The sequence below is a fragment of the Streptomyces sp. NPDC028305 genome, assembly GCF_055569495.1.
This window is the reverse complement of sequence record NZ_JBVHTN010000002.1, coordinates 209,670-223,724: the sequence shown is the minus strand read 5'-3', so window position 1 is coordinate 223,724 and position 14,055 is coordinate 209,670. Positions and strand designations below refer to the sequence as shown.

Annotated in this window: 11 protein-coding genes; 4 read left to right on the top strand and 7 right to left on the bottom strand. The window is 72.7% G+C overall.

Annotated features, from left to right (window positions below; translation table 11 throughout):
* Positions 1–12: 12 nt before the first annotated feature.
* From ACZ4WQ_RS07880 to ureA, 5 genes are all read right to left on the bottom strand, one after another.
* Positions 13–1,440: an aminobutyraldehyde dehydrogenase gene (locus ACZ4WQ_RS07880; protein ID WP_398374128.1), complete on the bottom strand. Its 1,428-nt coding sequence runs from the start codon at positions 1,438–1,440 to the stop codon at positions 13–15.
* The gene (locus ACZ4WQ_RS07875; protein ID WP_311722033.1) at positions 1,433–3,103 is read right to left on the bottom strand and encodes a thiamine pyrophosphate-dependent enzyme; all 1,671 of its coding nucleotides are present in this window, start codon (positions 3,101–3,103) and stop codon (positions 1,433–1,435) included. The genes ACZ4WQ_RS07880 and ACZ4WQ_RS07875 overlap by 8 nt, the downstream gene beginning before the upstream one ends.
* Positions 3,100–4,449, bottom strand: coding sequence for an MFS transporter (locus ACZ4WQ_RS07870; RefSeq protein ID WP_311722032.1), 1,350 nt, complete (start codon positions 4,447–4,449; stop codon positions 3,100–3,102). The genes ACZ4WQ_RS07875 and ACZ4WQ_RS07870 overlap by 4 nt, the downstream gene beginning before the upstream one ends.
* A gap of 92 nt (positions 4,450–4,541) precedes the next feature.
* A complete protein-coding gene (locus ACZ4WQ_RS07865) occupies positions 4,542–6,227 on the bottom strand; it encodes an urease subunit alpha (RefSeq protein WP_385340115.1) in 1,686 nt (561 codons plus the stop codon).
* The gene (gene ureA, locus ACZ4WQ_RS07860; protein WP_311722030.1) at positions 6,224–6,847 is read right to left on the bottom strand and encodes an urease subunit gamma; all 624 of its coding nucleotides are present in this window, start codon (positions 6,845–6,847) and stop codon (positions 6,224–6,226) included. Before ureA ends, ACZ4WQ_RS07865 begins: the two co-directional genes overlap by 4 nt.
* A gap of 125 nt (positions 6,848–6,972) precedes the next feature.
* Here ureA and ACZ4WQ_RS07855 point away from each other — a divergent pair, with 125 nt between their 5' ends.
* Complete coding sequence (locus ACZ4WQ_RS07855) at positions 6,973–8,175, top strand: helix-turn-helix domain-containing protein (protein WP_311722029.1); 1,203 nt, start codon at positions 6,973–6,975, stop codon at positions 8,173–8,175.
* A gap of 36 nt (positions 8,176–8,211) precedes the next feature.
* Here ACZ4WQ_RS07855 and ACZ4WQ_RS07850 read toward each other — a convergent pair whose 3' ends face one another.
* Positions 8,212–9,324: a TetR/AcrR family transcriptional regulator gene (locus tag ACZ4WQ_RS07850; protein WP_311722028.1), complete on the bottom strand. Its 1,113-nt coding sequence runs from the start codon at positions 9,322–9,324 to the stop codon at positions 8,212–8,214.
* Between the two features lie 256 nt (positions 9,325–9,580).
* Between ACZ4WQ_RS07850 and ACZ4WQ_RS07845 the strand changes: the two genes are divergently transcribed.
* Positions 9,581–10,879, top strand: a complete 1,299-nt coding sequence (locus ACZ4WQ_RS07845) for an SGNH/GDSL hydrolase family protein (RefSeq protein WP_398374437.1) — start codon at positions 9,581–9,583, stop codon at positions 10,877–10,879.
* Positions 10,880–11,026: 147 nt separating this feature from the next.
* The gene (locus ACZ4WQ_RS07840) at positions 11,027–12,271 is read left to right on the top strand and encodes an MFS transporter (protein WP_311722026.1); all 1,245 of its coding nucleotides are present in this window, start codon (positions 11,027–11,029) and stop codon (positions 12,269–12,271) included.
* An 11-nt stretch (positions 12,272–12,282) separates the two neighbouring features.
* On the opposite strand, the gene ACZ4WQ_RS07835 is transcribed toward ACZ4WQ_RS07840, so the two are convergent.
* On the bottom strand, positions 12,283–12,624 hold the full coding sequence (locus tag ACZ4WQ_RS07835; RefSeq protein ID WP_385340124.1) for an ArsR/SmtB family transcription factor: 342 nt from the start codon (positions 12,622–12,624) through the stop codon (positions 12,283–12,285).
* 144 nt (positions 12,625–12,768) lie between these two features.
* On the opposite strand from ACZ4WQ_RS07835, the gene ACZ4WQ_RS07830 reads away from it, so the two are divergent.
* The gene (locus tag ACZ4WQ_RS07830) at positions 12,769–14,043 is read left to right on the top strand and encodes an MFS transporter (RefSeq protein WP_398374127.1); all 1,275 of its coding nucleotides are present in this window, start codon (positions 12,769–12,771) and stop codon (positions 14,041–14,043) included.
* Positions 14,044–14,055: the final 12 nt, after the last annotated feature.

The following is a 14,055-nucleotide window of genomic DNA, read 5'->3' as shown; positions in this document are numbered from 1 at the left end:
GCGGGCGGTGGCTCAGGGCGCGGCGTGGGAGATCATCACGTGCTTGACCCGCGTGTAGTCATCGAATCCGTAGCGGCTGAGGTCACGCCCGGCGCCGGACTGCTTGTAGCCGCCGTGGGGCAGCTCGGCCACGATCACCTGGTGGCAGTTGAGCCAGACGCAGCCGAAGTCCAGTTCCGCCCCGATCCGGGTCGCGCGGCCCAGGTCGGTGGTCCAGACGCTGGACGCCAGTCCGTAGTCGACGCCGTTGGCCAGCGCCAGGGCCTCCTCCTCGGTGTCGAAGGGCTGGACGGTGACGACCGGGCCGAAAGTCTCCCGCTGGACCACGGCGTCATCCTGCCGTACGCCGGAGACCACGGTCGGGGCGAAGAAGTGGCCGGGGCGGTCGAGCCGGGTGCCGCCGGTCTCCACCACGGCGTGGGCGGGCAGCCCGGCGACGACCGACGCCACCCGTTCGGCCTGGTCCGCGTTGTTCAGCGGGCCGTAGAACGCCTCCTCCGACGGCGGCCCGGTGCGGGTGTCGCGGGCCGCCGCGACGAGGGCCGCGAGGAGCGCGTCATGGGCCTCGCGCTGGACGAGCACCCGGGTGACAGCCGTACAGTCCTGGCCCGCGTTGAAGAACGCGGCGTCGGCCAGGGCACGGGCGGTGCGCACCGGGTCGACGTCGGCGAAGACGATCGCGGGGGCCTTGCCGCCGAGTTCCAGGTGGACGTTCTTCAGATCGGCCGCGGCGGCGCTCATGACCTCGGCTCCGGCCCGGGTGCTGCCCGTGATGGCCACCATGTCGACATCCGGGTGTGAGACCAGGGCCCGGCCGGTGTCCCGGTCGCCGCAGACGATGTTGACGACGCCGGGCGGGAAGACGCGGGCGGCCAGCTCGCCGAGGAGCACGGTGGACCACGGTGTGGTGTCGGAGGGTTTCAGGACGACCGTGTTCCCGGCCGCCAGGGCCGGGCCGAGCTTCCACACCGCCATCATCAGCGGGTAGTTCCACGGGGTCACCTGGCCGATGACACCGACCGGCTCCCGCCGGAGGTAGGAGGTGTGCCCCTCGGCGTACTCCCCCGCGGCCAGCCCTTCCAGGACCCGGGCGGCCCCGGCGAAGAAGCGCAGCTGGTCCACGCACCGGTCGACCTCCGCCGCGCGGGTGGTCTCCCGTGGTTTGCCGGTGCTCCGCACCTCCGCGTCCAGCAGGCGGTCGGCGTTCTCGGCGAACAGGTCGGCCAGGCGCAGCAGGGCGGCCTGGCGCTCGGCCGGAGTGGTGCGGCGCCAGGTGGTGAAGGCGCGGCGGGCGGCGGCGACCGCGGTGTCGACGTCGGCGGCGGTCGACCGGGGCGCGGTGCCGTAGACCTCGCAGGTCGCGGGGTCGGTGAGGGTCATGCGCCCGGTCACGGCGACGGTTTCGCCGTCGACGATGTTGTGCAGGGTCAGATCAGCCATCCTGGTGCTCCTTGCCGGGGCGGGCGACGGTTTCGCCGGGGGCCAGCCGGCCCTCGGTCCTGAGCTCGATCAGGGCGGCGGTGCCGCTGGCGAGCGCGCGGTCGAGGGCGGGGGCGAACTCCTCGGTGGCGGCGACGGTTTCGCCATGGGCGCCGAAGGCGCGGGCGTACGCCGCGAAGTCGGGGTTGACCAGCCCGGTGCCGCTGACCCGGCCGGGGTAGTGCTGCTCCTGGTGCTGCCGGATGGTGCCGTACGTGCCGTTGGCGACGACGAGCACGAGCGGGGCGGCGCCTTCCGCCACCGCCGTGGCGAGTTCCTGGCCGTTCATCAGGAAGCAGCCGTCGCCGGCGACGGAGACCACCTGGCGGCCGGGGTGGGCGATGGCCGCCGCCACCGCGGCGGGGATGCCGTATCCCATGGAGCCGTTGCGCGGGGCGAGCTGGCGGGCGCCGTCGCGGTAGGTGAGGAAGCGCTGGGCCCACAGGGCGTGGTTTCCGGCGCCGAAGGTGACGATGGTGTCGTGCGGCAGGCGGAAGTCCAGCTCGGCGAAGACGGCGCCGAGATCCAGCCGGTCGTCGTCGTGGACCGGTGCGCGGTGGGCGAGATGCGCGGCACGGTCCTCCTTGGTCCGCGCGGCCCACGCCACGGGCGCGGCGGGGCGCAGGTTCCGTACGGCCAGCCCGAAGGCCTGCGGCGCGGCGAGCAGGGTGAGGTCGGGGGCGCGGAGCAGCCCGGGGGCCCCGGCCTCGGGGAGGGCGAGCACGACGCGCGGTTCCGTCCCGTCGGCGGTCAGCAGGGTGAAGCCGTCCGTGGTGACGTCACCGGGGGCGGCGCCGACGCAGATCAGCAGGTCGGCGTCGCGGAGCCGGGTGGCCAGCGCGTCGGATCTGCCGTAGCCGAGGGCTCCGGCGTAGACCTCGCTGTCGTTGTCGAGGAGGTCCTGGCAGCGGAAGTCGACCGCGACCGGCAGCGACCACGCTTCGGCCCAGTCCCGGAGGTCCGCCCGGGCCCCGGGGGTCCAGCGGCTGCCGCCGAGCACCAGGAGCGGGCGCTCGGCTGCGTCCAACAGCTCGGCGAGCGCGTCCAGTTGGGAGGTCGAGACGGCGCCTTCGGGCTCGGGCACCGGGGCCGCGTCGGACACCCGTACCGTATCGGTCAGCATGTCCTCGGGCAGTCCGAGGACGACCGGGCCGGGCCGTCCGCCGGTGGCGGTAGCGAAGGCGCGGGCGATGTACTCGGGGATCCGGGCGGCGTCGTCGATGGTCTCGACGCGCTTGGCGCAGGCGCCGAAGGTGGCGCGCAGATCGAGCTCCTGGAAGGAGCGGCGGTCGGTGTGGCCGCGCGGCACCAGCCCGACGAAGAGCACGAGCGGGGTGGCGTCCTGCTCGGCGGTGTGCAGGGCGACCAGGGCGTTGGTGGCGCCGGGGCCACGGGTGGTGAAGCACACCCCGGGGCGGCCGGTGAGCTTCCCGTGCGCCTCGGCCATATAGGCCGCGCCGCCCTCGTGGCGGCAGACGACCATCCGGACGGACGCGTCGTGGAGAGCGTCGAGCGCGGCGAGATAGCTCTCGCCGGGGACGCCGTACACGGTGTCCACACCGTGCCGGATGAGCTGGTCGATCAGGACCTGCCCGCCGGTGCGGGCGGGGTACTGCGGTGTCATGCGGTGGCCTTCACGGTTGCGGGGTGTTCCGGTGAGGAGGAGCCGAGGCGGCGCTGGAGCGGCGGTCCGGCGAGGTAGGAGCCGGTCGCCGTGCAGGCCGCGATGAGGATCAGGAGCAGCGCCACGCCCCAGGAGGCGCCGTCGGCGAGGCCGGTCAGCCATGCGGCGACCAGGGGCACCAGGCCACCCAGCACACCGGCGAGGTTGTACGACATGGCGACCGCGCTGTAGCGCACGGTGTCGGGGAACATCCCGGTGACGACGGCGCCGATGGCCGCGTACGGGATGGAGATGGCGGCCACGCCGAGGGAGACACCGAGCAGCACGGACTCGGTCTGCCGGGTGTCGATGAGCCAGAAGGCGGGGAAGGCCGCCAGCACGGAGACGACGCCGCCGACGGCGCACACCTTCCAGGCGCCCACCCGGTCGGCGAGCCGCCCGGCGATCACGATGACGGCGATCTCGGCGACGGCCGCGAGCAGGGTGGCGTTGATCATCACGGACTTGCCGATGCCGAGTCGCTCGGTGCCGTAGGAGATGACGTATGTGGTCAGCAGGAAGAAGCCGCCGATGCCGAGGAAGGCCGCGGCCACTCCGATGAGCATGCGCCCCCAGGTCGTGCGGAACGCCTCGATCAGCGGGGCGGACGGCGGCCCGTCGCGCTCGGCGTCGGCGTGCATGGCGCGGAAGACCGGGGACTCCTCGATGCGCAGCCGCAGATAGAGGGCGAAGCCGAGCAGGGCGAAGGCGGCGAGGAAGGGGATGCGCCAGCCCCACGAGTAGAAGGCGTCGTCGGGCAACATCCCCACCAGGGCGAAGGCGCCGCTGGAGAGCAACGTGCCGACGGGCGAGCCGAGTTGGGGGACGGAGGAGTAGCTGCCGTGCTTCTCCTTCGGGGTGTGTTCCAGGGTGAGCAGCATGGCGCCGCTCCACTCGCCGCCGACCGAGATGCCCTGGAGAAAGCGGAGGGTGGCGAGCAGGGCGGGTGCCCAGACACCGATCGCGTCATAGTCCGGGAGCAGTCCGATGCAGCCGGTGGAGGCGCCCATCAGGACGACGGTGATGATGAGCGCCGCCTTGCGTCCGTAGCGGTCGCCGATGTGTCCGAAGATGGCGGCGCCGATCGGCCGGGCGAGGAATCCGACGGCGAAGGTGACGAACGAGGCGATGGTGGCGGTCGTCGGGTCGAGGGAGGGGAAGAAGAGCTTGTTGAAGACGAGGGCGGCGGCGGTGCCGTAGAGGAAGTAGTCGTACCACTCCAGGGCGGTGCCGATGAACGCGGCGGACAACAGCCGCTTGATGTCTCTGGCGCTCGGGCCGGGTGGTTGCGTCGTCGTGGTGCTCACGGGGTCTCCATGGGGACGGAGGGGCCGCGCCGCGCGGGCAGGCTGCGGCCCGGGCGGGGGCTGGGGATGAGGATGATGCGGAGCGCCGTCGGTCAGGCCAGGTGGTGGAGCTGGGCGAGCGGCAGTTCGACAGCGGGGTCGGTGATGGTGGGCACACCGTCCACGAGGACGGGCGCGGGCTCACGGGGCACCTCCACCCGCGGGGTCGCGGTGTTGTGGAGCATGTCGGCGCGGGTCAGCCCGCGGGCGCCGCGCACCGCCGCGTAGCGCAGCCCGCCGGGGAGGGCGGCGCGGGCCCGGGTGTCATCGAGCGCCGCCTGGGCGACGAAGATCCGCGACAGCCGGGACGGTGCGTCGCCGAGGCCGCCGAAGTACGGGCCGTAGGCGCGGGGCTGGGTCAGCCGCGTCGACCCCGAGCCGGAGCCGCTGTTGCCCCAGGCCACGAAGCCGCCCTTGAGGACGAGTTCGGGCTTGGTGCCGAACCAGGCCGGATGCCACAGCACGAGGTCGGCGAGGCGTCCGGGCCGGAGGGTGCCGACCTCGTGGGCGAGGCCGTGGGCAATGGCCGGGTTGAGGGTGATTTTGGCGAGATAGCGCAGCACCCGCTCGTTGGCGGGCCGCTCCACTCCGCCCTCGCCCGCGCGCAGCGCCTGGACATGGGCGAGCTGCCAGGTGCGCCGTACGGTCTCGGCGATGCGGCCCATGCCCATCGAGTCGGAGTTGACGATGCTGATGGCGCCGAGGTCGTGCAGCGCGTTCTCGGCGGCGATGGCGTGGCCGCGGATGCGGCCGCGGGAGATCTCGACGTCGGTGTCGACGTGATGGTTCTGCCGGTGCACGGTCATCGTCATCGGGAACAGCTCGCCGACGGTGTTCGCCGTGTACGGGATGGTGGGGGTGGTCGAGGAGGGCAGGATGTTCGGCTCGGAGAGGATCTCCAGCAGATCGGGGTGTCCGCCGCCGCCCTCGACGTGGTACGCGTGCACGGTACGGCCGCGCGTCGCGCTCACGGTGTCGCGCAGATAGCCGGATTCGTTCATCGAGTCGGTGTGCAGCGCGACGGGCAGGTCGGCGTGTTCGGCCGTGGTCAGGCAGGTATCGATGATGCGCGGGGTGGCGCCGAAGTCCTCATGGATCTTGAAGCCGCCGGCCCCGGCGAGCACCGACTCGTCCAGCAGGGCGCGGGAACTGGAGGAACCGCGGCCGAGGAAGGCGACGTTGAGCGGGGTGCCGCGCCAGGAGCTCATGAGGGTGTGCAGATTGTGGGCCGGGTTGCAGCCGATATCCCAGACCCCGCCGAGCCCCATGCCCACGACCGTGGTGACGCCGGAGGCGAGCGCGGCGGGGGCCACCTGTGGGGAGGACAGATGCACATGGCTGTCCACGATGCCGGGGGTGGCGATCAGCCCCTCCCCCGTGACCACCGCGGTGTGCGAGTCGATGGCGAAGTCCACGGGCCTCAGATCGGGGTTGCCGACCCCGCCGACCGCGACGATCCGCCCGTCCTTGACCCCGATGTCGGTCTTGCGGACACCGAGGACGGGGTCGAGCAGCACCACGCTGGAGACCACCAGGTCCAGGGCCGAGTCCCGGTCGGAGCGCGGGGAGGCCAGCAGTCCGTCGCGGACGGTCTTGCCGCAGCCGCCGAGCAGTTCGTCGCCGGGGGTGCCGTCGTCGGTCTCCACCTCGATCCACAGACAGGTGTCGCCCAGGCGGACACGGTCACCGGTGGTGGGGCCGTAGAGGGCGTTGTAGGTGCGCCGGTCGAGCCGTGTCACGCCGACTCCTCCTGTTCGTCCGCGTCGTGGTGGGCGGCCGCGCCGTCGTGGCGGGCGGCCACCAGGTCCACCTCGCGGGCGGTCCCCGGCTCGAAGGCCAGGGCCGTCCCCGCCGCGATGTCCAGCCGCATCCCGGCGGCGGCCGCGCGGTCCAGTCCGAGGGCGGGGTTGGCCTCGGCGAGCGGATAGTGCGAGGAGAGATAGACGGTGCGGTCGCCGTTGTTACGGATCGTCAGCCGCAGCCGGGGCCGCCCCGCGTTGATCACCACCGGCTCCCCGGCCGGGCGGACCGCGCCGGGAGCGTGGCCCTCGCCACCGCCCGCGATCGGGTTCTCCACCGCGACCAGGGCCGTTCCGCTCGGGAACAGCGCCTCGACCTGGACCGTACCCACGAGCGCGGGCACGCCCTCCAGCACGTCGTCCACGGTCAGCAACGACCGCCCGACCTCGATCACCTCGTCCAGGCTCGCCCCGTCCCAGGCCGCCTCCAGCATCTCGTCGCAGATGAGGGCGATGGCCTCCGGGGCGTTCAGCCGCCGGCCGCGCGCACGGCGGCGGCGGGCCATCTCGGCGACGGTGAAGAGCTGGACACGCTCCACTTCGCGAGGGGTCAGATGCACTGCGGTGACCTCCTGGACGGTAGACCCCGGCGCGTGACGCCCGGGGTGGGTCACATCAGAATCCCGGGACGATGGAATCCAGCCAAGGTTGAAATGCATCCGATACGCCGCCCAGAATCGTGCACATGCACAATGCGGCCGTCGCCTTCCCTCCCCCCGACCCACGCATCGCCGAGCTCGCCCGGGAGTGCCTGGCCGACCTCGACGGGCTGATCGATCTGTGGATCGACGTGGTGGGCCCCATCCGCAGGACCTACGCCGACCGCGTGCCGGACGCCGACTTCCGGGACTCCGCGCGACACGCCCTGGAGATGCTGCTGCGCACCGTCGCCCAGTTGCCCGTGCCCGACCACATGGCCAAGGTGTCCGAGCGGGTCGGGACGCGGCGCGCACGGCAGGGGGTCCCGCTGGAGGCCCTGCTGGACGCGGCCCGGCTGGACTTCCGGGTGGTGTGGACGGCCCTGGTGCGGCGGGCCGAGAACCGGAACATGACGCACCTGGTGGCCTCCGCGTACTACGTCTGGGAGGCCGTCGAGCGCCATGTCACCGGCATCATGACCGCCTACCAGCGCACCGTGCTGGAGATGGGGCGCCTCGCCGACGACGAACGTCAGATGTGGTTCGCCCGCCTGATGGACTGCGACGGCCGCAATCCGACCGTGGTGGGTGACACCGCGCTGGCCCTCGGCTTCCAGATCAGCGGGGAGTACCTGTGCGCCGCCACTGCCGCGCAACACGGCGCCGCGCTGCGCCAGGCCGCCACGGAGCTGCGCACCGCGGGGGTGCCGGTCCAGCAGCAGGCCCTCGATTCGGCCGTGGTCCTCACCGCCCAGCTCGGGCCGCGCACCACCGCCCGCACCGTGCTGGGACACCTGGGGGACACGCCCTGCGGGGTGTCATCCACCGCCGGCCGCCTGGCCGACGTACCGCGAGCGGTCCGGCTGGCCATCACCACGGCGCGCAGTCTGCCCGCGGACGCCCGCGGGCCGCGGTGGCTGCGGGAGAGCTGGCTGGACGTCCTGGTCCACCACACCTCGGAGCTCGCGCACGACCTCGTCGACGATGTGCTCGGCGGACTCGACCGGCCTGACGTCAGCGACGCCGAGAAGGAACGGCTGCTGCGCACCGTGCATGTCCATCTCACCGGGAACGGTGCGATAGCCGACACGGCCGCGGCCGTGTACTGCCACCGCAACACCGTTCAGCACCGCTTCAACCGCTTCTGCGAACTCACCGGTCGCGACGTACGCCGCCCCGAGGACGCCGCCCTCATCGCCCTGGCCCTGCGAGCCCGGGCACGGCGTGACGGGGTGGCGGACACCGGCTGAGCCCACGGCCATGACGGTGGGTCGAATCGGGCGGGGTTACGCTCCGCTGCGGCGGGATCGCGGGGCCTTCGGGGCGTCGGCGGTCGCCGCGGCGTGGACCGCGCCCCGGCCCTCGGCCCGGGCGACGATCCTGCCGTCCCGGACGCGCACCGCGGCCTCGGTCGCGTCGTCGGCATCCGTGAGGCCGAGCGCCGAGGCGGTCAGGGCGCGGTCGTCGAGAACCAGACGAAGGCCCGGCCACGCGTCGGGGGCGAACACGCGCCGCAGACAGCCGCCGAGGTCGCCGACCCGGAGCCGGACGAGCCGCCCGATCTCGGCCGGATCGCTCGTCACGACGGCCACGGTCACCTGCTCTCCGGGGGGTGCGCCGCGGACGGCCTCCTCGGCCGCGGCCAGCCGGCCGGTCCCCAGGACCGCGATCACGCCATCGGCGTCGAGGGCGACGCGGCGGCCGGTGATCTCGTCGGACACCTCGGCCGGCGGGATCCAGGCCTCGTCGCAGGGGTGCGCCGGGGGTACATAGGGCAGGTGCGGCGGGTCCCACACATCGGCGAGGTCGATCCCGGCCAGATGCTCACACGCGCGCGCCACGTCGAAGGGGTCGCCGAATCCCGGCGCCGTCTCCGCCAGGCCCGCCGAGCCGTTCAACAGCGTCAGCGCCAACTCGGCCAGCCGCACCCGCCGCACCCGCGCCGTGTCCCGGGGATGGTGTGTTTCGATCGCCAGCGCGAGCAGCAGGGCCTCCAGCCGGACGACCTGGGCCAGCCCGGCCCGGGCCCGGTCGTCGTCGAGCACGCCGGACAGCGAGCGCAGGCGCAGATGGCCGCCCGCCGACCCCTCGCCGACCAGCGGCAGCCGTTCGAGCCAGACCCGGGCGAACGCCCCCAGGGCATCGGCCACCGACGCCGGCGACTTCCGCGGGACCTCCTCGGTGGCGGCCGCGCCCGCCATGTCGACCAGCACCGCGAGATACAGGGCCCGCTTGCTCGGGAAGTTCGAGTACACCGCGCCACGGGTCAGTTCGGCTCGCTCGGCGATCCGGTCGACCTTCGCCTCGGCGTATCCGCGGTCGGCGAACTCCTCCCGCGCCGCGGCCAGCACCGCCGCACGCGTGTGTTCCTGCTGCTGCGCCCGAGTCAGGCGAACCATCACGACTCCCTTCCGTGCCCGCGCCAGGATATCCGGGGAATCCAGATGTTCTGAGTATCCCAACGCGGCGAAGTACCCCCGCCCCCCAACGCGGCGTACCGCGGACCGTCGGTGGGAAGGGTGGGGTGCGTCGACACCGACGACGGTCCGGCACGCATCCTGCCCCCTGCCCGGAAAGAGATGATCCGTGCGAAAGAACACCCGAAGACTGAGTCTGCTGACGGCGGCCGCACTCGCCGCGGTTGTGCCCGTGGTGATGCTGGTGTCCGGCGCCCAGGGGGCCGAGAGGAGCGAGGCGCGCACCGAACCGGCCGAGGCAGGCCCGGGCGCACCGCCCGCGGGCACCCACTGGGTTGGCACCTGGACCGCCATGCCCCAGCTGACCGAGCCGGGAAACATGCCGCCCGCGCCCTACACCCAGGACGGCACGGTCCTCGCCGACAGCACACTCCGGCAGACCGTGCATGTGTCGGTGGGCGGCAGCCATCTGCGGCTGCGCTTCTCCAATGCATTCGGCGGTGCGCCGCTGCCCATCACCAGGGTCTCCGTGGCCATGCCCGTGGACGGCCGGGCCGGTGTGAGCGCGATCAGACCGGGCACGTCCCGGCCGGTCACCTTCCACGGCCGGGCCTCGACGACCGTGCCGACCGGCGCGCACGTGGTCTCCGACCCCCTGGACTTCACGCTGCCGGCGGGCTCGAACCTCACCGTGACCGCCTATCTGGCCACGGGCCAGCAGTCGACCGACATCACGTCCCACCCCGGCTCGCGCACCACCTCGTACCTGCTGCGCGGCGACCATGTCGAGGCCACGGACCTGGCGGGAGCGACCCCGGTCGACCACTGGTACTTCCTGAACGCCGTCGAGGTGTGGTCGCCGGCGCGGACCCGGGCCACCGCCGTGCTGGGGGACTCGCTCACCGACGGGCGGGGCTCCACCACCAACCACAACGACCGGTGGACGGACCGGCTGATGACACGTCTGCGCACGGACCGCAGGACGGCCGACACCGCGGTGCTGAACCAGGCGGCCGGCGGAAACCGGGTGCTCCATGACGGGTTGGGCCCGGGCGGCCTCTCCCGCCTGGACCGTGATGTCCTGGTGCAGCCCGGTGTCACCTCTCTGGTCGTCTTCGAGGGCGTCAACGACATCGGGACCGCCCCTGCCACCCCCGACGCACAGCGGGACGTCGCGGACCAGCTCATCGCCGCCTACGACCAGATCGTCATGCGCGCCCACGCGCGGGGCATCCGCGTCTACGGGGCCACCATCACACCGTTCGGCGGCAACACCCCCTACGACGACGCGGCGGGCCACCGCGAAGCGACACGGCAGCGGGTCAATGACTGGATACGCACCAGCGGTCGCTTCGACGCGGTCGTGGACCTGGACAGGGCGGTGCGGGACACGGACGATCCACGGCGCCTCCGCCCGGACCTCGACGTGGGTGACCATCTGCACTTCAACCCCGAGGGCTACCGCGTGCTCGCCGAGGCCTTCCCCCTGCGTCTCTTCCTGAACCGGCCACTGCCACCCGGCTTCGGCTACAACTGACACGCACGTCGGCGATGGTGTCCCCGTCCGCACAACGAATGGTTGTGCTTACCCGTCGCGACGGTTGTTTGATCTCGCCATCCACTACTCGCTTTGATGCCGTTGGTCAGCGTGTGGCTGTTCGGATCGGCGAGAGGTGCGTCGGGTATGGCGGGTAAGCGGGGGCTGGGGAGACGGTTCGGCTGGCTCTGGGCCTCATACGCGGTCAGCTCGTACGGCACGGGGCTCGGGTTCGGCGCGTTCCCCCTGATCGCGATCCTCGTGCTGCACTCCGGGCCGACCGAGGTGGCGGCGCTGTCCGCCGCGGGGCGGGCCGTGGGAGCGGTGGTGGCGGTGCCGCTCGGCCCGTGGGTGGAGTTCCGCCGCAAGCGGCCGGTCATGGTGGCGATGGACCTGACCCGGTTCACGGCGCTGATGAGCGTCCCCCTCGCGTTCGCGCTCGGCCGGCTCAGCTTCACCCAACTCCTCGTCGTCTCCGTGGTCGTCGCCGCGGCCAACATCGCTTTCAACGCGGCCAGTGGCGCGTTTCTGAAGGCGCTGCTCCCGCCGGAGGACCTGCTCGTCGCGAACGCCCGGTTCGAGTCCACGATGTGGAGCGCGACCACGGTCGGACCACCGCTCGGCGGGGCCTCGATCGCGATATTCGGACCGGTGACGACCGTGGCGGCCGATGCGGTCAGCTATCTGCTCTCGGCGCTGGGCATCCGCGCCATCGGCGGGACGGAGCCGCGCCCCGCGCGGTCCGGCACACCACGGCTGCGAGCGGGCGATCTGTTCGAAGGATGGCGCCACATCCTCACCCACCCCACGCTGCGCCCGCTGCTCTTCAACACGGTCGTGGTCAACGGCCTGATCATGGTGACGGAGCCGCTGCTCGCCGTGCTCCTGCTGGAGGACCTCGGGTTCACACCGTGGCAGTACGGCCTCGTGTTCGCGGTGCCTTGCGTCGGCGGCCTGGTCGGCTCGCGCCTCGCGCGCCGGCTCGTGCCGCGGTTCGGGCGGCACAAGGTGATGTTCACCGCCGGTGCGCTGCGCGCCTGCTGGCCCATCGGCCTGGTGTTCGTCCAGCCCGGCGTCCCCGGGATGGGACTCATCATCGCCGTCCAGTTCGCCCTGGTGACCTGCTGCGCCGTGTACAACCCGGTGCTGGCCACCTACCGGCTCGACCACACCGCCCCCGACCGGGTCGCCCGCACCCTGTCCGCGTGGTCGGTGAGCAGCAGCCTCAGCATCGCGGCCCTGACCGCCGTGTGGGGTCTGCTGGCCGCCCTCACCAGCCCCCGCACCGCGATCGCGGTCGCCGGGATTCTCCTCCTGGCCACCCCGCTGCTGCTCCCGCGCCGCGAGAAGGCGCCCCTGACCGCGAAGGAGCAGGCCGCGAGCCTCACCTGAGGGGCGGTGACTCAGTCGTGCGGCGCCTGGCCGCTCACCCGATGGTCCGCGTGGCTGAGGGCTTCCAGGACGAGGCGACGCAGATGGCCGTCGCTGAGCCGGTAGTAGATGTGCCGGCCCTCGCGCCGCGTCTCGACGAGCCCCGCGAGCCGCAGCTTGGCCAGGTGCTGGCTGACAGCGGTCCGCGACGCCGCACACCGCTCGGCCAGCGAGCCGACGTCCGACTCGTCCTGCGCCAGCAGCCACAGGACATGCAGCCGGGTCGTGTCGGCCAGCATCGCGAACACCCCGGTCGCCTCGGCGAGGCGCGCACCGTCCGGCGGGCGCAGATGCGCATCAGGTGCAGTTGACATCGGTTCGCGATCCGTCATGCGGACAGCTTAGGGCTCGCCTTCGCGGCGATGTCGATGACCGGAAACCCACCTCCACATGTGCGCAGATGCGCATCTGTACGTATAGTGATCGGCCGCCCACCCCTCCGACCAAGGGACCGCCGCATGCTCTCCGTCCTGCGCGACCGCACCTATCGCCTTCTCTTCACGGCTCAGGTGATCGCTCTGGTCGGAACGGGTCTGGCCACCGTCGCGCTGGGCCTGCTGGCCTACGACATCGCGGGGGCGGACGCCGGTTCGGTGCTCGGCACCGCGCTGGGCATCAAGATGGCGGCGTACGTGCTGATCGCCCCGGTCGTCGGCGCCGTCGCCGACCGGCTGCCGCGCCGGGCGCTGCTGGTCGGCGCGGACCTGATCCGGGCCGGGGTGGCGCTGACGCTGCCCTTCGTCGATCACGTCTGGCAGGTATACATCCTGGTCTTCGCGCTCCAGTCCGCCTCGGCCGCCTTCACCCCCACCTTCCAGGCCGTCATCCCGGAGGTCCTGCCCGCCGAGCGCGACTACACCCACGCGCTCTCCCTCTCGCGGCTCGCCTACGACCTGGAAAGCCTGTTCAGCCCGGCGCTCGCGGCCGGGCTGCTCACGCTGATCAGCTACAACTGGCTGTTCACCGGCACCGTGCTCGGCTTTCTGGCCTCGGCGGCGCTGGTGGTCTCCGCCGTCCTGCCCAAGCCGGTCGCCGCACCCCGCACCGGCTCCGCCTACGCCAAGGCCACCGCGGGCACCCGGCTCTTCTTCGCCATTCCGCGGCTGCGCGCCCTGCTCGCCCTCAATCTCGCGGTCGCCGCCGCCGGCGCGACCGTCACCGTCAACACCGTGGTGTACGTGCGCGACCATCTCGGCCGCTCCGCCGCCGATGTGCCGCTCGCCCTCGGCGCGTACGGCACGGGCTCGATGGCCGTCGCCCTGCTGCTGCCCCGGCTCCTCGACAGGGTCACGGACCGGGCCGTGATGCTGCGCGGCGCCCTCCTGCTCACCGCCGTCCACGTCGCGCTCGGCGCCCTGACGGCGGCCTCCTCGGGAGGGTGGCGATGGCCGGCGCTGCTCGCCGCGTGGGCCGCGTTCGGCGCCGCGTGCTCGATGGTGCTCACGCCCGCCGGCCGCCTGGTCCGCCGCTCGGCACCGACCGAGGAGCGCACGTCGGTGTTCGCCGCGCAGTTCTCGCTCTCCCACTCCTTCTGGCTGCTCACCTACCCGCTCGCCGGATGGCTCGGCGCGACGGCCGGGCTCCAGTCGGCGGTGATCACGCTGGGCGCGATCGCCTTCGCCGCGGCGCTGCTGGCGGTGTGGCTGTGGCCGTCGCACGACCCGGACCACCGCTCCGGAACGGGCTCCGGCTTGCCGAGGTCGGCGCACCCGGAACCCACGCGAGCCCGGTGAGGCCGTTCACCG